This is a genomic window from Pseudohaliea sp., assembly GCF_040217025.1.
GTDB lineage: Bacteria > Pseudomonadota > Gammaproteobacteria > Pseudomonadales > Halieaceae > Pseudohaliea.
This window is the reverse complement of sequence record NZ_JAVJOA010000004.1, coordinates 461,372-479,912: the sequence shown is the minus strand read 5'-3', so window position 1 is coordinate 479,912 and position 18,541 is coordinate 461,372. Positions and strand designations below refer to the sequence as shown.

The window sequence follows — 18,541 nt, the reverse complement described above, 5'->3', positions numbered from 1 at the left end:
GTCCTTCAGTCCCGCTCCAGCGAGCGCCGGAGCTGTTCGAGGGCGTTTTCACCGGGCGCGGCCTCTTTCACCGCGGAGTCTGCTTCTCTGCGCTCGTCGTCGGGTTGGCCACGGAAAGCCGCCTGCATCAGGGGCTTCTCATCGCGCAGGAGCAGCGCCGGCGCGGAAAAGGGCGCCAGCCGCTCGAGGAAATCGAGGACCTCCAGCATCGGCGTACCCTTGAAGAAGCGCGCCGAGGGCACGTCCATCCAGAGCCGGTCCGCATAGGCATACTTGTCGTAGGGTGTGTCACCCAAGCCATCGCCATCGCGATCGAAGCCCGCGTAGTCGTCCCAGTAGTTACCTGCCCAGTCATTGCGCCGGGCCGTGTCGCCACCCAGCACGGCCACCTGGGTCAGGTTGCCCTTCAGGAGGTTGTCGCTGAACACGTTGCCCTTCCAGTCGTTGAGGAACTGGATGCCGATACCATTGTAGGCAATGAGGTTGCCGCGCACCCGGTTCGTCGTGTCCGGCTGGTAGGGTGAAACGTCGAGGTGCAGCCCCGTGGCCGAGTAGAGAATCTCGTTGTCGATGATGTCGACGTCGCTGGTCTCCTTGAAGCCGATGCCGACGCCGGCGGCACCCACGGCATGGGAGATGTGATTGCCGCGGATGGTGACGCTGTCGCTGTACATGAGAAAGATGCCCACGGAATTGCCGCGGAAGTCGTTGTTTTCGACCAGGTTGTACTGCGAATACATGAAGTGCAGGGAGTAGCGCCCGCCGCTCGAGCGGTTGCCGCTGATGATGTTGTTCTTCGAGTACCAGACGACCACGTCCCGGGAGCGGCTGATGACGTTATCCTCCACCCGGTTGTCGAAGCTGTACCAGAGGCGGATGGCGTCGCCGCGCACGCCGAGGTCCACGTCCTTGGAGCGGATCCGGTTGCCCCGTACCACGTTGAATTCCGACTGCTGGAGGTCGACGCCGAAGAGGCAGTCGACGATCTCGTTGTCGATCACGTGGTTGAAGTTGCCGCGCACCTGCACGGCCGCGTCGATATCGTTATGCGAGTTGCCCGAGTTGACCAGGCGCAGACTGCGCAGGGTGGCGCCATCGGTCTTCAGCACGACGACCGAACCCTTGCCGCCGCCGTCGATCGTGACACCGTTGCCGCCGTCGATGATCAGCGGCTTGTCGACGATTAGCGGGCCCGCATAGCGGCCGGCGGGCGGCTTCAGCGTGCTGTCGACGGCGGCCGCGTCGACAAGCGCCTGGAAAGGCGGAAGCACATCCGCGCGCAGCTCCCCGGGGAACAGCGTCGCCAGGGTAAGCGCGGCTGCCGCCGCTCCTTGCCAGGGCGCGCCCACGGGGGCTCAGGCCGCCCGGGCCGCACGGTTAAGCTGCTTGCGCCGCAGGATCATCATGGTGCCAATCACCGCACTCAGGGCGAGCATGATGCCGAAGCCGATGGACGGGTAGGAGTGGGTGGAGAACTGCGCCACCTTGCCGTCACCGAAGACCGTGGGCATGAAGGGCTTCACCGAGAAGGCCCCCATGGGGTTCAGGTTGTGGCCGTACCACCAGAGCCAGGCCGAGTAGTCGAGAATGAAGATCACCGGCAGCAGCGCCGGCGCCAGCGCAAGCACCCAGACCAGCGGCCGGAAGTTGATGGCCGCACCGGCGACCAGCGCGATCATGGCCGCGAGGACGCCGTAGAACACCACGTGGAGCGTCGTGCCGATGGCCGAGACCATAGGCTTGATCTCTTCCGGGTTATTGAAGTAGCGGCCGAGCGTCTGCTCGTAGTGCCAGAGCAGCATCTGCTGCCCGCTGCCGTCCCAGGACGCGAGCTCGTCGGCCCCGAGGCGGCGGCGGTCATTGGCATAGGACGTTTCGAGGTCGTCGAGGAAACGCTGCTTCTCGCTGCGCTCCACCTGCACCACTTCCTCACCGCGCTCACGCGCCTCGACCTCGGCCATTTCCGCCCGCAGCCGCGCCACAATGCCGGAAACCTCGGGCTCGGGGATCTCGCCGGCCTCCTGGTCCATGGACTTCACCGTGGCCTCGATGTAGCCGGCGCTCTGGTACTTGAGGCCGCCCTCGGTGTAGAACGTCAGCCACATCCAGGTGGCAATGGCGCCGAAGCCGACAGCGAGCACCGCGACCCGCGGCCCGCGGCCCGGAAGGGCGAAGCCCAGGATCATCACGCCGAGCATGCTGACGAGAAAAGGCGAGAAGGCGCGCTCGAGCACGCCGCCGGCGGCAATGGGGTACATGCCGACGTAGTGGTTGATCGTATCCATCTCGTGGACGCAGTCCAGGGCGATATCCTCGCGGATCTCGGTGCTCTCGACTTTCCTGCAGCCGTTGAAGACGCCGTTCATCTGGAACTCGATGCGAACGCCACTCGGAAAGGCTTCTTCCGGGTAATTGGGCGCCTTGAGGGAGACCCACCAGATGGGCGAGAAATAGACCACCAGCAACAGGGCTAGGGCGACAACGCCCAGGCCAAGCACCGGGAGGTTCTGGCGCAGGGTGATGGGTTGGCTCATGGCTCCGGCTCTCTGGTGAAGAAAAGCCCGGGCGAACCCGGGCCGGGGAGGCGATTAATCGAAGTCGGGGTTGCGCCAGTCGGCGGATTCGGCAAGATCCTCCTCCGGCACCGGCAGCCGCGATGCGTAATTGATCACTGCCTTCATATCCTCGTCGGTGAAGTTCTCAATCTGCTCAACCATCTCGGGGTTGGCGTTCCGGCGCTTGCCATCGCGGATCCACTCGAACTGCCGCAGCATGTACTCATAGTGCTGACCATTGATGCGCGGATAGAACTTCTCGGGAATGCCCATCCCGTTTTCTCCGTGGCATTCCACGCAATTCGCCTCATAGAGCTCCTTGCCCTTCGCATACTGAGGGAACAGCTCGTTGTAGGGGCCCTTGCCCCAATCGGGGTTCATGGGCAGCTTCTCCATGTAGGCCACTACATCGGCGATAGCCTGCGGGCCGCCGATGGACTTCTCCAGGGCGAAAGGGTACATGGTCGGGTTGTCGCGGTTTTTGGAGCGGATATCCGCCAGCTGCTTGATGCTCACCACCGCATGCTGGCCGGCGAGCTGCGGGAACGTGCCATCCTCCATGCCCCAGCCCTCGGGCAGGTGACAGGCGGCACAGACTTCATAGACCTCGCGCCCGTTTTCGAGGTTCGGGGTCAGACTGAGAGCTTCTTCCTGCTCACCGCCACCCTCGTTCCATTCGGCCAGGGCCGGTCCGGCCAGCGCGAAGGCCAAGGTAGCAGCCGCGAGTGTAAACTTTGTGTTGTAGGTGTGCATGGCTCTAACTCCTCATGCTCTCTTTCTTTCGCGCCATTCGGCTAGCTATCGCTGACTGCGTCATGGCTTGACCGGCATATCAGCATCTGAAATACAGGATAGCCGCCAGCGGCAACGTTTTCCTTGACGAGCGTCAAAGGACGCAGCGCCGATGACCGTTCCAGCCCTATTCCAGGGTGGCAAGCCAGGCGGCGATTGCCTCGATCTCCTCGTCGCTGACGAGGTGCATGACGCCCTTCATCGCCGCCGAATTGCCGTTGGCACGAGCACCCGATTTGATGTCCTGCATCTGCTGCACCGCGTAGGCGGCATTCTGACCGGCGATCTTCGGGTAGCTGGGCATCATGGGGGTATTGCCGTCCTTGCCGTGGCAGGCGGCACAGGTCTTGGTCTTGTAGAGCTGCTCCCCATCGAGGGCCAGGGCCCCGGGCACTGCGAGGGTGGCACTGGCGCTGGCAAGAAACGCAATTGCAAGTTTCGTCTTGAACATGTGAATGTCTCCATACCTCGGGCGCTCTGCCCGCTAAGAAAAAAGCGGGGAGCTCGTGCCCCCCGCCAGTTGCCGTAGTAGTACCGCAGGGCTCACTTGACCCGCTTGGCACCGAACTCCTCGAGGGCATTCTTGGCGCGCAGGCCGAGGTCCGCAGTCTTCACCTGGTACTGCCACCACTGGTTGGCCCAGAGCATGGCGTTCTGCCAGTCACCCTTTTTCGCCGCAGCCTCGGACTTTTCGCGGGCGCCCTGGGCGCGGGTGAGCTGGTCCGTGGCGTCTTCCACCAAGGCAACCACCGTCGGGAAGTCCTTGTAGTTGTGGCTGGTGATGTAGGTGACCACCTGGTCGATGACGGCCTGGGTTTCCAGGTTCGTGTTCACCTGCTTTTCGTAGTCCGCTTTGCTGTAGGCCGTACCTTCCTGCATGCCGCCGCTGGTGGCCTGGTAGTCCGTGGGTGCCACCAGCAGGTAGCCCTGCATCTCGAGGTGCAGCGCGGAGCAGAACTCCGTGCAGTAGTAGGGGAAGACCCCTTCCTGGTCTGCCGTGAAGGTCACCGACGCGGTCTTGCCCGGCTCGATGGACAGCTGTACGTTCTGCCCATACATAGCGAAGCCGTGCACCTCATCCTGGGCCCGCTCGAGGTTGGTCAGGTGGATTTTCACCGTGTCACCGACGCGTGCGTCGATGATTTCCGGCGTGATGTGGGAACGGATCACCGTACCCCAGACCTCGGTCACGCAGTTGCCGTTGTCGTCACAGGTGCGCTCCGTGCGCTCCCGGCCGGCGCGGGTAGCGTACTCCGAGCGCTGGTCCGTGCGGCTGTCCCAGCCGGACTTGTAACGCACCACCGGCTGCAGCTTGTCCGCCTTGATGGCCGCAACGTAGTGCGGCTCACCGAGGGGAATCGGCATGTCGTAGAGCAGCTTCATCTTGTCGCCGCTGATGTCGATCAGCTGGTGGTTCTGCGGGTGCAGGGGCCCCACGGGATTGAAGCGGTCGATGGCCAGCTTGTTCAGCGCCACCAGGTATTTGCCGTCCGGAGAGACGGTGTCGCCCTCCATGGTCATGAGGTGACCCACGTTGTAATGGATGGCGATCTTGTCCAGCACCTCGCCCTCGCAGTAGTCCCATTTGGCGACCATGGAGTCGACGTAGAGGGAGGTGTAGGCGATGCACTCTTTGCTGTCGAACTGTGTATGCAGAGGCCCCAAGCCGAGTTCCGCCTGGGCAGCCATCGCGTCCTGCATGGCGATGATCGGGATGCCGTACTCGTCCTTCGCTTCGAACTTGCCGGCCTTGATGGCGGCCTGGATCTTATCGAAGCTGTAGACCGTGGCGTGGGTGTCCAGCTTGCCGGAGATGATGATGTGCTTGCCGTCGGGCGTCACGTCGACACCGTGCGGGCTCTTCACCTCAGGGATTAGGAACATGACGCCCTCTTTGACGGCCACGTCCATGGGCAGGATGTTGCCGCCGTTGACCTTGACGGTCTTGCCTGCCTTGAACAGTGCCTCGGCCTTCTTCCAGTTGATCACGTGGAGGAAGTCCGTGTCCTTCGCGGAACAGCCGGCCTCGAAGGGCGGGCGGCCGCGCTCGATGCCGCCGACATAGCGCTCGGAACAGAAGGAGTTAGTGAAGGACCATCCATCGGACGGACCCTTGCCGGCGTCGGAAAGGTCCTGGCTGTAGGGCGGTGCCTCGACGGTAAAGGAGGCTTGCTGGTCAATGCGGCCCGCCTCGCGATCAAACTTCCAGTACGTAATACCGCCACGGTACTCGTCGTTGAACTTGCCCAGCGGAACGAACTCGTTAGCGAAGGGCGCCGCGTACTGGGCCGCGGTAATCACGTACTCTGTGTTAGGCGTGACGAAGGCGCCGCCGTGCTGGGATTTGAACACCGGGTTGACGACGATCTGCTTGGTCTCGAAGTCATGCAGGTCGACCACCGCCACGCGGGGGTTGGCCTTGTCGTTGATGAAAAGCCAGCGGCCATCGTAGTCGCCATCGGTCTCAGAGATGGCCGGGTGGTGGGTATCGCCGTAGTTGATTGCCTTGCCGCGCACTTTGCCCTGGGCAAGCACGGCCTTCGACTCGTCGTCAAAGCCATAGCCCTGCCAGGGCTCCGGCGTGAACACACCGATGTACTTCAGAATCCGCATGGACGGAATCCCGTAGACGATGACCTGGCCGGACTGGCCGCCGGAACTGAACGCGAGGTATTCATCGCGCCCGCCCGTGGGCGTATAGGTTTTCGCGGCGGCGAGCACATCCTTCTCGGTGAGCCCGCGCTCCGCCATGACCTCCTCCAGCTTGCCCTGGGCAAGGCTGGCACTCGCGAGGCCGGCGCCGAAGGCGGCGCCAACGACGGTCGTGAGCAGTTTGCGTGTGAATTGCATCTCTGATTCCCCCCAGGAATAGGCCTTTGGACGAATGCCAGGCGGGGAACGCGCAGGGTGCGTGGACACCGCCAGCCAATGTAGTAATCAAAGTATCAAAAAGGCGCGCCGGGTCGAGGAGACCTCTTTGACGCAGATCAATGATAGACAAAACTGCGACACATTGTCGCAGCGCAAGGGTCTGGTTGAGCGTTCGGAGCGTGGCTGCAGAGGTGGTTGCGGGGGTGGTTGCGGGGGTAGGGGGCAAGTGACCCGGGTCCCGGGTGGACGCCCCGGCGACCCTGGAAGGATCAGGACAGCTTCAGCGAAGTGCGGAGTCGGTCCGTATTGATCGCGCAGATGTCCGCCAGGGTTTGCCGGTCGAGCTCGCTCATAAACGCCTCGACCGCCTGCGCCAGGGCCCGCGGCAGGGCGCAGGCGCCGTGGATCGCACAGCGCCCGTCGGGGTGAAAACACTCAACCAGGTGGTCCACGGTCTCGAGCTGCCGCACCACGGCACCGATGTTGATCTCCTCGGGCGGCCGCGCCAGCGAGACACCCCCCTGCTGTCCCCGGGCGGTCTCGACGAACCCCGCGCGCTGCAACTTCTGCACGACCTTGGTGAGATGGTGGTGGGAGACATCGTACGCGCTGGAGATATCCGCAACCCGCACACGCGGCGCGTCCGAGACCGCGAGGTAGATCAGGGTCCGCAGCGCGAAGTCCGTGTGTTGTGTCAGCCGCATCCGCCAGGCCTTCCATCCGGTCCAGGGTTCCAGAGAATTGCGCTGTAGTACCACAGGTACAGGGCGAAGGCCATGAACCCGGTCAGGGCACTCGCGATGGCGGCGGGGAGGAAACCGTAGAGCATCTCGTGTGCGTGCCAGGCCGGGTGCATCGACACGGGGACCGCACCGGTCACGGCCGCCGCCCACCACGGTACCGCCAGCGCCGCGAGCTTGCCTGGGCTAGAGCAGCGCGAGGCTGCCGTCCTCCCGGGCCACGAGCCCCGCGCCCTGCCACCAGCGTTCCCAGCCGGGATGGCCGCTGGCGCGAGCGCCGAGCTGTGACAGGCGGATTCCGTAGAGATGATAGATCGCAGGCACCCCCGGTCCTTCGCGGGCAAGGAGCTGATCCCGCTCCCTCTCCAGGCAGGCAACGGCGCGCTCCAGCTCGCCAAGGTAGAGATAGCCCCGCACTGCCAGCGCCGAGTCGCTGGCCGCACCCCTGGCCAGGTCCTCGAGGGCGGCGAAGGCCGCGTCGAAACGGCCCTCGTTCCCCGCCACCAGCGCCGCGGCCAGGGTCGCGTCGGCTCCCGGCGACATGGCGTCCGCTACCTCCCTGGCCTCCTCCGGTCGACCGAGTTCGAGGAGCACTTCGACAAGCCCGCGCTCGGTCTCCCCGACGCCGGGAGTCAGGCGCCTGGCGTTCAACAGCTCCGCCCGGGCCTCCTCGCGGCGGCCGGTGTCGAGGAGCAGCTGGCCCAGGTTGATGCGATAGACAGCATTGGTGGGCTCCAGGGTCCGCGCCGCTGTCACCGCCGCGATGGCCCCGTCGAGATCGCCCTGCAAAGCCCGGTAGCCCGAGATCATGGAAAGAGCCTCAGGGTTCTCCCTGCCGTGCCGCTCGGCCAGGGCCATGGCGCGCGCTGCCGCCTCGCGGTCGCCGAGCCACCGGTAGACCGTCGCAATGCGCGCGTGCGCTTCAGCGTGAAGCGGTTCCAGGCTCAAGGCTGTGCGCAGGGCTACAACCTGCCGGGCCAGCGCCTCCTGGGTAGGCAGGGCATGCTCGTTCAGCCAGAGCAGACGTATGCACTTGGCAACACCGACCCAGGCATCGGGCACGCTCTCGTCCAGGGCGACTGCGCGCTCGAAGTGACTGAGCGCAAGAGCGATGTCACCGTCGGCACGGCGCCCATAGAAAAACGCGCCAAGCCGCAGCTCTTCCTCCACCCCGGGCGGGGTGAGCGCCGGCATCGGCCCGGTAGCACCCTTGCGCTGATCCAAGCCACGCTCGTCGGGGACGACCAGGCCGAGGCCGGCGGCTACCAGCAGGAGAGCGGCAAGCGCCGCGAGGGAACCCGGCCGCCACTTTGCTTGCGGTCGCGGGGCCGCGCTGCCGGGACTGGCGGGCGCGACTGTCCTTGAAGGCTCCGACAAAGGAAGTGCGGGGCCCCCCTGGACAGCAGAGGGAAGCGGCGCGGGCGGTGCTGCCTGGGGCGTTGCCTCTTGCTTCGGCCCGGCCCCCGCAAGGCCCGGATGAAAAACCACCCGGTAACGGCCCTTGGGTATCTCGAAGCGGATGGCGTCGGCCGCACCTTCCTGCCGGTAGTAGTCGGCGAGACGATCCCGCAGCCGGCGGGCATTGACCCGCACGATGGTGTCGGACTGACAGTCAAAGTCGCTGCCGCGCTGGAAATGCTCGATACCGATGATGGCTTCGTGCAGCTCCCGGTCGCCCGGTGTCAGCGAATGCTCCACGAGATAAGCGAGCAGGTTCTGGAGCCGATGCGCCCGGGCAAAGGTGTCACTGTTCCTGAGACGATCCAGCTGCTGACGGATCGCAGCTTCCGGGAAGCCGCCGCGGGCATCCTGCGGGTCCTGGGGGTCATAACCGCTTCTTTCCACTGCTGGGATGCCTCGACGCCGACACTGCTTCTTGCAATGCGTTTCGTTACGTCAGTGTAGCACTCGGCGATGCACCTTTTTCCCGAATGTCACCGTGACAGACACGGAATGTCCCCCACCGTCACGGTGCGCGAACAGCGCCGGGCGACCACGCTGACCGGGAGGCCGCGCTGCGTGGTCTCTGCCGGACCGTCACTGCGGGAAGGCATCCCAGGCATAGACCGGCACTGAAAATGTCCGGTCAGGACAGGTGAATCCCATGAAAACAGCAGTCTCCAGAAGCAAGCAGGTCGTCGCCGCCATCGCCTTCAGCGCCATTGCCTCGCAGGCCATGGCAGAGGCCGGGCCCGCGGGCGCGCAGCCCGCGGGCGCAGGCAAGGCACAACAGACCATTTCCTACGCGGATCTCAACCTCGCCTCCGAAACAGGGAGAGACACGCTGGCACGGCGCATCGAAAGTGCGGCACGGCAAGTCTGCGGGAGCACGAGCTTCCGCAGCGCCGGCGGCGTGCGCCAGGCAACGGTGAGCCGCCGCTGCGTCGACGAAGCGGTGGCCGAAGCGCTGACTGCTGTCAGTGCCAATGCCGGGACCCTGGCCCGCGCCGACTGAGCGGCGCAGCCCGTGCACCCTACTCCACGGTGACGGACTTGGCCAGGTTGCGCGGCTTGTCGACGTCCGTGCCCTTGTGCACGGCGACGTGGTAGGCCAGCAGCTGCAGCGCCACGGTGTAGATGATCGGGTTCAGCACCGCCGGGGCGTGGGGCATGGACAGGACGTGGATGCCCGGCGCATCGCTGAAGCCGGCGCTGCCATCGGCGAACACGTACAGCTCGCCGCCGCGGGAGCGCACCTCCTCGAGGTTCGACTTCAGCTTGTCCAGCAGGTCGTCCGTGGGCGCCACGGCGACCACGGGCATGTCCGCATCGACCAGGGCCAGCGGCCCGTGCTTGAGCTCGCCGGCGGGATATGCCTCGGCGTGGATGTAGGAAATTTCCTTCAGCTTGAGGGCGCCCTCGAGGGCGATCGGGTACTCGATGCCGCGGCCCAGGAAGAGGGCGTGCTGCTTCTGGATGAAAGCGCCCGCGAGCGATTCGATGGCACCGTCCAGCGCGAGCACCTGGTCGACGAGGTCCGGCAGGGCGCGCAGACCGTCGATGAGCGCCTGCTGCTGTAGGTCGGACATGCCGCGGCGCCGGCCGAGGGCGATCGTGAGCATGAGCAGCGCGACCAGCTGGGTGGTGAAAGCCTTGGTGGAGGCAACGCCGATCTCGGTGCCGGCGCGGGTGAGGAACTTGAAGTCGCTCTCGCGCACCAGCGAGCTGTTGTCGACATTGGCGATCACAAGGCTGGCGATGAACTCGCCGGGCGCCGCGTGGCGCAGCGCCGCCAGCGTATCCGCTGTCTCGCCGGACTGGGACACGGTCACCAGCAGCGTATCCGGGTGCTGCACGCGCCGGCGGTAGCGGAACTCGGAGGCGACCTCCACCTGGCACGGGATGCCGGCCAGCTCCTCCAGCCAGTAGCGGGCGACCAGGCCGGCGTGGTAGCTGGTGCCACAGGCCACGATCTGCACGCAGCGGGTGCGGTCGAAGGCCGCCGCCGCACCCTCGCCGAAGGCGCCATCGTGGATGCTGTGACCGTTACCGGCGCTGAAGGTGGCGGCGAGGGCCTGGGGCTGCTCGTGGATTTCCTTGAGCATGTAGTGCTCGTAATCGCCGAGGTCCACGGTCTCGATACCGCTGGCGACGCGCTTGACCGGCCGCTCGACGGCCGTGCCGTCAACGGCGACGACGCGCAGGGAGGACGCCGTGAGCTCCACGACGTCGCCTTCCTCGAGGTAGACGAAGCGGTCCGTTACCTGGCGCAGGGCCAGCGTATCGGAGGCGAGAAAGTTCTCGCCGATGCCGACACCGATCACCAGCGGGCTGCCCTCGCGCGCCGCGACCACCGTGCCGGGGTGCTCCTTGTCAAGGGCGGCGATGGCGTAGGCGCCGCGCAGCCTGGCGACGACGCCGCGCAGGGCGTCGAACAGGCTGTCGCCGCCGGCGAGGGCGCGGTGCAGCAGGTGGGCCACCACTTCCGAGTCGGTCGCGGAAACGCAATCGTAACCGCCGGCCGCCAGCTCCTCCCGCAGCTCCTCGTGGTTCTCGATGATGCCGTTGTGGACCAGCGCGACCCGTTCGGTGGAGATGTGGGGATGCGCGTTGACCGCGGCCGGCGGACCGTGCGTTGCCCAGCGCGTGTGGGCGAGCCCCGTGCAGCCGAGAATCGGGTCAAGGGCCTGGGCCTCCTCGAGGCGGGCGACCTTGCCCTGCGCCTTGTGCAGCTGCAGCTGGCCCTCGTTGTCGACCAGGGCCATGCCGGCGGAGTCATAGCCGCGGTACTCGAGGCGCCTGAGCCCCTCGAGGAGAATCTCCGATACTTCCCGGCGGGCGGCCGCCGCAACGATGCCACACACGATCAGTGCCCTCCTTTCTCGTCCGCGGCGGTGCCGGGGCGGCGCCAGCCGTCGATGTTGCGCTGCCGGCCGCGGCCCACGGCGAGCTGGTCCCTGCCCACGTCGCGGGTCACGGTCGAGCCGGCGGCGACAAAGCCGCCCTCGTCGACGTCCAGCGGCGCGACCAGGGTGCTGTTGGAGCCGATGAAGACACCGTCGCCGAGGGTGGTGTGGTGCTTGGCGACACCATCGTAGTTGCAGGTGATGGTTCCGGCGCCGACGTTTACGCCAGCGCCGAGCGTCGCGTCGCCCACGTAGCTCAGGTGATTGACCTTGCTGCCCGTGCCGATCGTCGCCTTCTTGGTCTCGACGAAGTTGCCGACCCGGGCCCGGTTGGCGAGCACCGTTCCCGGGCGCAGGCGCGCATAGGGCCCGACGCTGCAGCCGGCCCCGACAGTGGCCCCGTCCAGGTGGCTGAAGGGGTGCACCTCGCTGCCCTCACCCACCGTGGCATCGCGGAGCACGCAGTGGGCCCCGACGCGCGCACCGTCGCCGAGGGTCACCGCGCCCTCGATCACGACACCCACGTCGATGAACACGTCTTCGCCGCACTGCAGGCTGCCGCGCACATCGAGCCGCGCCGGGTCGGCGAGGGTTACGCCACCGCGCAGCAGCGCCTCGGCCGAACGGCGCTGGAACTCGCGCTCGGCGCTTGCAAGCTGGAGCCGGTCGTTGATTCCCAGCACCGCGCCGGGGTCTTCGGTGCACACCGTGTGCACGCGGTGACCGTCGGCCATGGCCAGGGGCAGCACGTCCGGCAGGTAGTACTCGCCCTGGGCGTTGTCGTTGCCGACGGCGGGCAGGTAGTGCCGCAGCAACGCGGCGTCGATGGCGAGGACCCCGGTATTGATCTCGTCGAGGGCACGCTGCGCGTCCGTCGCGTCGCGCTCCTCGACCACGCCGGTGAACGCGCCAGCGGCGTCCCGGCAGATCCGGCCGTAGCCGGCGGGATCGGGCAGCCGGGCGGTGAGCAGGGCATTGCCCGCCGCGACCAGCTCGCGCACGGGCGCTTCGGGCAGGAGCGGCACATCGCCGTAGAGCACCAGTACCCGGCCGTCGTCCTCCCGCACCTGCGGCAGGGACTGCAGCACCGCGTGTCCGGTCCCGAGCTGCTCGCGCTGTTCCACCCACACGACATCGTCGGCGGCGAGCGCTTCGCGGACCGCGTCGCCACCGTGTCCGACGACGACGCAGATCCGCACCGGGTCAAGACGGCGGGCGAGGTCGAGGACATGGGCGAGCATGGGGCGGCCGGCGACGGGGTGCAGCACCTTGGCCCGGGACGAGCGCATGCGCTTGCCCCGGCCGGCGGCGAGAATGACGACAGTGAGACTCATGGCGATACCCTGTTCCCCGGCCCGCGCCCGGGGCGCGTCGAAAGGCCTTCATCTTAGCCTTACCGGTCGCCAATACAACGCCGCGGCGGCCGGGCAAAGCGCCGGACCGTGCGCTGAATCACAGAGTGCTCAGGACTTGATGACGAGGAGCAGGCGGTGGGTGACCTTCTCCGCCCGGTCGGCCACGCTGCCGATCCAGTCGAGGACCTGGTAGAGAAACATGGCATCGACCGGCGGCAGGTCCTTCTCGACCTGGAACAGCTGCGCCCTGAGTTCCACCTGCTTGCGGTCCGACGCGCGCTCGAGCCGCTCCACGTCCACGATCAGCCGTTCGACCTCGGCGGCCTGGCGATCGCCGAACCCACTCTGGTACAGCACCTGGGTCGCCTCGACGGCGGCGAGGGCACCGGCCGTGGCCTGGACCGATAGCGCGACGTAGTCCCTGACCCCCTCGGTCAGCGTGCCGGGAAAGGCGAGCTGGCGGCCGAGCATGAGGCCGGCGATATCCTTGGCGCGATTGGCGATCTTGTCCTGCGCGGAGAGCAGGTCGAGGAGGTCGCTGCGGGCTACGGGCATCCAGACGCTCTTCGGCATGTCGCCGCGGAGCTGCTGTTTCAGGTGGTCCGCATCGCTCTCGCGGTCGGCCACCCGCTGCTGGGCCTGCAGGGCGCGGTCCCAGGCGCCATCCTGGGCGAGCGCGGCGAAGTCGCCGAGCGCCTCCACCGCCTGCAGAACCACGGCCATGTGCTCCATGAGGGCGAGCATCGGCGAGCGTAGAACCGACTCTCCAACGAGGTTGGGTAACACGTGCGTTCTCCCGCGGCGAGGGCCGCTGTCATCGAACTGTCACACCAGTGTAACAGTAAACGTGTGCACGCAATGCTGCCGACCGGCAACAAGGCCGGGAAAGCACAGAAGAATAGGCCGGCGAAGTGCCGGAAGAAGCGCCGGATGCGCCGCCCCACCGGGGCGGCGAGGGCGGACTCAGCCGCGGCCGGCGCGATTGCGCATCTTGCGCAGCGTCGCGAGCTGGGCGGCGGCCTCGGCAAGCTGCGCGGACGCGCGGCCGTAATCGAAGTCACCGGACTGGTTGGCCAGCGCCTGCTCCGCCTCGCGGCGGGCTTCCTCGGCGGCGGCCTCGTCGACGTCGTCGGCGCGCAGCGCCGTGTCGGCGAGAATCGTCACCACGCCCGGCTGCACTTCCAGGAAGCCGCCGGAGACGTAGTAGACCTCTTCATTGCCCTGCTGGGTCACGATGCGGACGGGCCCCGGGCGCAGCGCGGTCAGCAGCGGCGCGTGGCCGTAGTTGATACCGAGCTCGCCCATGTCGCCGGTGGCGACCAGGGACTCGACCAGGCCCGAGAAGATGCCCTCCTCGGCGCTGACGATGTCACAGTGAATTGTCATAGCCATGTGCGAGCCTCGTTGCTCCTGGGTGCCCTTACAGCTTCTTTGCCTTCTCGACGGCTTCGTCGATGGTGCCGACCATGTAGAAGGCCTGCTCCGGCAGGTCGTCGTAGTCACCGGCGAGGATGCCCTTGAAGCCGGCGATCGTGTCCTTGAGGGACACGTACTTGCCCGGCGCACCGGTGAAGATCTCCGCCACGTGGAAGGGCTGGGAGAGGAAGCGCTCGATCTTCCGCGCCCGGGCCACCGTCAGCTTGTCTTCCTCGGACAGCTCGTCCATGCCGAGAATGGCGATGATGTCCTTGAGCTCCTTGTAGCGCTGCAGCACGTTCTGCACGCCGCGCGCCGTGTCGTAGTGCTCGTTGCCGATGAGCAGCGGGTCGAGCTGGCGGGAGGTGGAGTCCAGCGGATCCACGGCCGGGTAGATACCCTTGGCAGCGATGTCCCGGGACAGTACCACGGTGGAGTCCAGGTGGGCGAAGGTCGTGGCCGGGGACGGGTCGGTCAGGTCGTCCGCCGGTACGTACACGGCCTGGATCGAGGTGATCGAGCCTACCTTGGTGGAGGTGATCCGCTCCTGCAGTACACCCATTTCCTCGGCCAGCGTCGGCTGGTAGCCCACGGCAGAGGGCATCCGGCCCAGCAGTGCGGACACCTCGGTGCCGGCGAGGGTGTAACGGTAGATGTTGTCGATGAACAGGAGGACGTCGCGGCCCTCGTCGCGGAACTTCTCCGCCATGGTCAGGCCGGTCAGGGCCACGCGCAGGCGGTTGCCCGGCGGCTCGTTCATCTGGCCGTAGACCATCGCCACCTTGGAGTTGGCCGGGTTCTCGATGTCCACGACCTTCGACTCCTGCATCTCGTAGTAGAAGTCGTTACCTTCCCGGGTCCGCTCGCCGACACCGGCGAACACGGAGAGGCCGGAGTGCTGGATGGCGATGTTGTTGATGAGCTCCATCATGTTCACGGTCTTGCCCACGCCGGCGCCGCCGAAGAGGCCGACCTTGCCGCCCTTGGCGAAGGGACAGACCAGGTCGATCACCTTGATCCCCGTTTCCAGCAGCTCGCTCGAGGCCGCAAGCTCCTCGTAGCTGGGCGCGTCGCGGTGGATGGAGGCGCGCTCCTGCTCGCCGATGGGGCCGCGCTCGTCGATGGGGTTGCCGAGCACGTCCATGATGCGGCCGAGGGTCTCGCCGCCGACGGGCACGGAGATCGGCGCGCCGGTGTTCTCCACGCCGAGGCCGCGGGAGAGCCCTTCCGAGGAGCCCATGGCGATGGCGCGCACGACGCCGTCACCGAGCTGCTGCTGCACCTCGAGGGTCAGGCCCTTCTCGGTGACCGTCAGCGCATCGTAGACCTTCGGGACGCTGTCGCGCGGGAATTCCACGTCGATGACCGCGCCGATGATTTGAACGACTCGTCCGCTACTCATGTCCGGATCCTCTGTCTCTGAAAGCTCTGTCTCTGAGCTCTGTATTTGAATTAGTGCCTGTCTCTTGCCGTCGGCGGCGCTAGCTGATGGCTGCGGCGCCGCTGACGATCTCCGAGAGCTCCTGGGTAATGGCCGCCTGGCGGGCCTTGTTGTAGACCAGCTGCAGGTCGTCGATGAGCTCACCGGCGTTGTCTGTCGCGTTCTTCATGGCCAGCATCCGCGCCGCCTGCTCACAGGCGCCGTTCTCGACCACGGCCTGGTAGACCTGGGACTCGATGTAGCGCACCAGCAGCCGGTTCAGCAGTTCCCGGGCGTCGGGCTCGTAGATGTAGTCCCAGTGATGCTTCATCTCGTCGCTGTCGTCCGCCGGCAGCGGCAGCAGCTGCTCCACCGTCGGGGTCTGCGTCATGGTGTTGACGAACTCGTTGCTCACCAGGAACAGCCGGTCGATGGTTCCCGCGGCGTAGGCATCGAGCATGGTCTTCACACCGCCGATGAGGTCCTCGAGGGAGGGCTCCTCACCGATATCCCGCGTCGCCGCCACCACGTTGCCGCCGTAGCTGTTGAAAAACGCCGAGGCCTTGGCACCGATGAGGGAGAGGTCAATCTCGCAGCCGCGCTCGTCCCACGCCTTCATGGCGCGGACGGTGGCCTTGAACAGGTTGATGTTCAGGCCGCCACAGAGCCCCCGGTCCGTGGCGACGACGATGAAGCCGACGCGCTTCGGATCGCGCTCTTCCATGTACACGTGGCGGTACTCCGGCGCGGAGTTGGCCAGGTGGCCGACCACGTCGCGCATGCGCCGCGCGTAGGGCTTGCCGACCTCCATGCGATCCTGGGCCTTGCGCATCTTGCTCGCCGCGACCATTTCCATGGCGCTGGTGATCTTCTGCGTGCTCTGGATGCTCGAGATCTTGGTGCGGATTTCCTTACCGACTGCCATCGGGGCCTCCGGGGCTTACCAGGTTTGCGTCGACTTGAAGGACTCGATGGCGCCCTTGAAGGCACCCTCGATCTCGTCATCCCACGCGCCGGTCTCGACCACCTTGCCCATGAGCTCGCCGTGCTCGGCGTGCATGTAGGACAGGAGCGCGTCCTCGAAGGCGCCGATCTTGTCGACTTCCACATCCTTCAGGAAGCCCTCGTTCGCGGCGTAGAGCATGATGCCCATCTCGGCGATGCTCTGCGGCGAGTACTGCTTCTGCTTCATGAGCTCGGTGACGCGCTCACCGTGGTCCAGCTGGGCCTTGGTGGCTTCGTCGAGGTCGGAGGCGAACTGCGAGAACGCCGCCAGCTCGCGGTACTGCGCCAGGGCCGTCCGCACGCCGCCGGACAGCTTCTTCATGATCTTCGTCTGCGCCGAACCGCCTACCCGGGATACGGAGATGCCCGCGTTCATGGCCGGACGGATGCCGGCATTGAACATGTCGGTCTCGAGGAAGATCTGGCCGTCGGTGATGGAGATCACGTTGGTCGGTACGAAGGCGGACACGTCGCCGGCCTGGGTCTCGATCACCGGCAGGGCGGTCAGGGAACCGGTCCTGCCCTTGACCTCGCCATTGGTGAACTGCTCGACGTAGTCTGCGTTGACCCGCGCCGCGCGCTCGAGGAGGCGCGAGTGCAGGTAGAAGACGTCACCGGGGTAGGCTTCGCGGCCCGGCGGGCGGCGCAGCAGCAGGGAGATCTGGCGGTAGGCCCAGGCCTGCTTGGTGAGGTCATCGTAGATGATGAGCGCGTCTTCACCGCGGTCGCGGTAGTACTCGCCCATGGTGCACCCGGCGAAGGGCGCGAGGTACTGCATGGCGGCCGGATCGGACGCGGTCGCGGCAACCACGATGGTGTGCTCCATGGCGCCGTGCTCTTCGAGCTTGCGCACCACGGCGGCGACCGAGGACGCCTTCTGGCCGACGGCAACATAGATACACTTAATGCCCGTGCCCTTCTGGTTGATGATCGCGTCCACGGCGATGGCCGTCTTGCCGATCTGGCGGTCACCGATGATCAGCTCGCGCTGGCCGCGGCCGATGGGGACCATGGCGTCGATGGCCTTGAGGCCGATCTGCACCGGCTGGTCGACGGACTGGCGGGCAATCACGCCCGGTGCGACCTTCTCCAGGGCGTCGGTCATGCCGGCGTCGATCGGGCCCTTGCCGTCGATGGGAGTGCCGAGGGCGTCGACCACGCGGCCCTGCAGCTCCGGACCGACCGGAACTTCCAGGATCCGGCCCGTGCAGCGACAGGACTGGCCTTCCGCGAGACCCTTGTAGTCGCCCAGGATCACGGCGCCGACCGAGTCGCGCTCGAGGTTCAGGGCCATGCCGTAGATGCCGCCGTCGAACTCGATCATCTCACCGTACATCACGTCCTGGAGGCCGTGGATGCGGATGATGCCGTCGGTGACGGAGACGACCGTGCCCTCGTTGCGCGCTTCACTGCCCACATCGAGCTGGTCGATGCGCTGGCGAATGATGTCGCTGATTTCCGATGGGTTCAGTTGCTGCATGCTCTGTTCCTCAAATTCAGTGTGTCAGTGCTTCGGCCAGCTTGTTCAGCCGGCCGCGCACGGAGCCGTCGATGACCGTGTCGCCAGCCCGGATCAGTAGTCCGCCCAGGAGCGCCGGGTCGGTCTCGCTGCTGACCACGACCTCGCGATCCAGGCGCTTGCCCAGCGCCGCGGCAATGCGGTCGCGCACGTCTTCGGGCAGGTCGAAAGCGGAGAAGACCTGTACCTCGACAACCCGCTCCCGCTCGGCCTTCAGCTCTGCAAACTGGCGGCAGACCTGGGGCAGAAGGGGCAGACGGCGGTTTGCTGCCAGGACCCGGAGGTAGTTCTGGACCGGTGCGCTCGCGTTGTCGCCGAGGAGCCCGAGGAACCGTTCGGACTGCTCGTCCGCGGTGAGCGCCGGGTCATTAAGGAGCGCTACGACCCGGGGCTCGGCGGCAACGGCGGCGGCGAGCTGCAGTTGCGCGAGCCAGCTCTCCAGGTCGCCCTTGTCGCTCGCGTACTCGAACGCCGCTCTCGCGTAGGGGCGGGCCAGCGTGCTTAGTTCAGCCATCGCGACCT

Annotated in this window: 17 protein-coding genes; 1 reads left to right on the top strand and 16 read right to left on the bottom strand. The window is 66.4% G+C overall.

What is annotated here, in order from left to right; genetic code table 11:
* Positions 1-5: 5 nt before the first annotated feature.
* The 8 genes from nosD to RKE50_RS03115 form a co-directional block, all read right to left on the bottom strand.
* Entirely contained in the window at positions 6-1,349 is a 1,344-nt protein-coding gene (gene nosD / locus RKE50_RS03150; RefSeq protein WP_350034349.1) for a nitrous oxide reductase family maturation protein NosD, read from the bottom strand.
* Between the two features lie 6 nt (positions 1,350-1,355).
* Positions 1,356-2,534 carry a PilN family protein gene (locus RKE50_RS03145; protein ID WP_350034348.1) on the bottom strand — a complete coding sequence of 393 codons (1,179 nt, stop codon included), beginning with the start codon at positions 2,532-2,534 and terminating at the stop codon, positions 1,356-1,358.
* Positions 2,535-2,588: 54 nt separating this feature from the next.
* Positions 2,589-3,308, bottom strand: coding sequence for a c-type cytochrome (locus RKE50_RS03140; protein ID WP_350034346.1), 720 nt, complete (start codon positions 3,306-3,308; stop codon positions 2,589-2,591).
* Positions 3,309-3,474: 166 nt separating this feature from the next.
* Positions 3,475-3,798 carry a c-type cytochrome gene (locus RKE50_RS03135; RefSeq protein ID WP_350034344.1) on the bottom strand — a complete coding sequence of 108 codons (324 nt, stop codon included), beginning with the start codon at positions 3,796-3,798 and terminating at the stop codon, positions 3,475-3,477.
* A gap of 92 nt (positions 3,799-3,890) precedes the next feature.
* Entirely contained in the window at positions 3,891-6,197 is a 2,307-nt protein-coding gene (gene nosZ / locus RKE50_RS03130) for a Sec-dependent nitrous-oxide reductase (protein WP_350034343.1), read from the bottom strand.
* A gap of 290 nt (positions 6,198-6,487) precedes the next feature.
* A complete protein-coding gene (locus RKE50_RS03125; protein WP_350034341.1) occupies positions 6,488-6,922 on the bottom strand; it encodes an RrF2 family transcriptional regulator in 435 nt (144 codons plus the stop codon).
* Positions 6,913-7,098 carry a hypothetical protein gene (locus RKE50_RS03120; RefSeq protein WP_502937861.1) on the bottom strand — a complete coding sequence of 62 codons (186 nt, stop codon included), beginning with the start codon at positions 7,096-7,098 and terminating at the stop codon, positions 6,913-6,915. Before RKE50_RS03120 ends, RKE50_RS03125 begins: the two co-directional genes overlap by 10 nt.
* Positions 7,099-7,144: 46 nt before the next feature.
* On the bottom strand, positions 7,145-8,803 hold the full coding sequence (locus RKE50_RS03115) for a tetratricopeptide repeat protein (protein WP_350034339.1): 1,659 nt from the start codon (positions 8,801-8,803) through the stop codon (positions 7,145-7,147).
* Between the two features lie 259 nt (positions 8,804-9,062).
* Between RKE50_RS03115 and RKE50_RS03110 the strand changes: the two genes are divergently transcribed.
* Positions 9,063-9,413: a UrcA family protein gene (locus RKE50_RS03110; protein WP_350034337.1), complete on the top strand. Its 351-nt coding sequence runs from the start codon at positions 9,063-9,065 to the stop codon at positions 9,411-9,413.
* Between the two features lie 19 nt (positions 9,414-9,432).
* Here RKE50_RS03110 and glmS read toward each other — a convergent pair whose 3' ends face one another.
* The 8 genes from glmS to RKE50_RS03070 form a co-directional block, all read right to left on the bottom strand.
* Positions 9,433-11,262: a glutamine--fructose-6-phosphate transaminase (isomerizing) gene (gene glmS / locus RKE50_RS03105; protein WP_350034335.1), complete on the bottom strand. Its 1,830-nt coding sequence runs from the start codon at positions 11,260-11,262 to the stop codon at positions 9,433-9,435.
* Between the two features lie 2 nt (positions 11,263-11,264).
* Positions 11,265-12,638, bottom strand: coding sequence for a bifunctional UDP-N-acetylglucosamine diphosphorylase/glucosamine-1-phosphate N-acetyltransferase GlmU (glmU, locus tag RKE50_RS03100; RefSeq protein ID WP_350034333.1), 1,374 nt, complete (start codon positions 12,636-12,638; stop codon positions 11,265-11,267).
* A 129-nt stretch (positions 12,639-12,767) separates the two neighbouring features.
* Positions 12,768-13,445: a TIGR00153 family protein gene (locus RKE50_RS03095; RefSeq protein WP_350034331.1), complete on the bottom strand. Its 678-nt coding sequence runs from the start codon at positions 13,443-13,445 to the stop codon at positions 12,768-12,770.
* A 177-nt stretch (positions 13,446-13,622) separates the two neighbouring features.
* Positions 13,623-14,051 (bottom strand): F0F1 ATP synthase subunit epsilon, encoded by a 429-nt coding sequence (locus RKE50_RS03090; protein WP_350034329.1) that lies wholly within the window; start codon positions 14,049-14,051, stop codon positions 13,623-13,625.
* A 28-nt stretch (positions 14,052-14,079) separates the two neighbouring features.
* A complete protein-coding gene (gene atpD, locus RKE50_RS03085) occupies positions 14,080-15,477 on the bottom strand; it encodes a F0F1 ATP synthase subunit beta (protein ID WP_350034328.1) in 1,398 nt (465 codons plus the stop codon).
* Between the two features lie 79 nt (positions 15,478-15,556).
* Positions 15,557-16,420 (bottom strand): F0F1 ATP synthase subunit gamma, encoded by an 864-nt coding sequence (gene atpG / locus RKE50_RS03080; protein WP_350034326.1) that lies wholly within the window; start codon positions 16,418-16,420, stop codon positions 15,557-15,559.
* 15 nt (positions 16,421-16,435) lie between these two features.
* Positions 16,436-17,980, bottom strand: a complete 1,545-nt coding sequence (atpA, locus tag RKE50_RS03075) for a F0F1 ATP synthase subunit alpha (protein ID WP_350034324.1) — start codon at positions 17,978-17,980, stop codon at positions 16,436-16,438.
* A gap of 16 nt (positions 17,981-17,996) precedes the next feature.
* Positions 17,997-18,533, bottom strand: a complete 537-nt coding sequence (locus RKE50_RS03070) for a F0F1 ATP synthase subunit delta (RefSeq protein WP_350034322.1) — start codon at positions 18,531-18,533, stop codon at positions 17,997-17,999.
* Positions 18,534-18,541: the final 8 nt, after the last annotated feature.

Coding starts and splice junctions, on each gene's coding strand:
- RKE50_RS03145 (WP_350034348.1), bottom strand. CDS start 2,534: ATGAGCCAACCCATCACCCTGCGCCAGAACCTCCCGGTGCTTGGCCTG.
- RKE50_RS03140 (WP_350034346.1), bottom strand. CDS start 3,308: ATGCACACCTACAACACAAAGTTTACACTCGCGGCTGCTACCTTGGCC.
- RKE50_RS03135 (WP_350034344.1), bottom strand. CDS start 3,798: ATGTTCAAGACGAAACTTGCAATTGCGTTTCTTGCCAGCGCCAGTGCC.
- nosZ (WP_350034343.1), bottom strand. CDS start 6,197: ATGCAATTCACACGCAAACTGCTCACGACCGTCGTTGGCGCCGCCTTC.
- RKE50_RS03125 (WP_350034341.1), bottom strand. CDS start 6,922: ATGCGGCTGACACAACACACGGACTTCGCGCTGCGGACCCTGATCTAC.
- RKE50_RS03110 (WP_350034337.1), top strand. CDS start 9,063: ATGAAAACAGCAGTCTCCAGAAGCAAGCAGGTCGTCGCCGCCATCGCC.
- glmU (WP_350034333.1), bottom strand. CDS start 12,638: ATGAGTCTCACTGTCGTCATTCTCGCCGCCGGCCGGGGCAAGCGCATG.
- RKE50_RS03090 (WP_350034329.1), bottom strand. CDS start 14,051: ATGGCTATGACAATTCACTGTGACATCGTCAGCGCCGAGGAGGGCATC.
- atpD (WP_350034328.1), bottom strand. CDS start 15,477: ATGAGTAGCGGACGAGTCGTTCAAATCATCGGCGCGGTCATCGACGTG.
- atpG (WP_350034326.1), bottom strand. CDS start 16,420: ATGGCAGTCGGTAAGGAAATCCGCACCAAGATCTCGAGCATCCAGAGC.
- atpA (WP_350034324.1), bottom strand. CDS start 17,980: ATGCAGCAACTGAACCCATCGGAAATCAGCGACATCATTCGCCAGCGC.
- RKE50_RS03070 (WP_350034322.1), bottom strand. CDS start 18,533: ATGGCTGAACTAAGCACGCTGGCCCGCCCCTACGCGAGAGCGGCGTTC.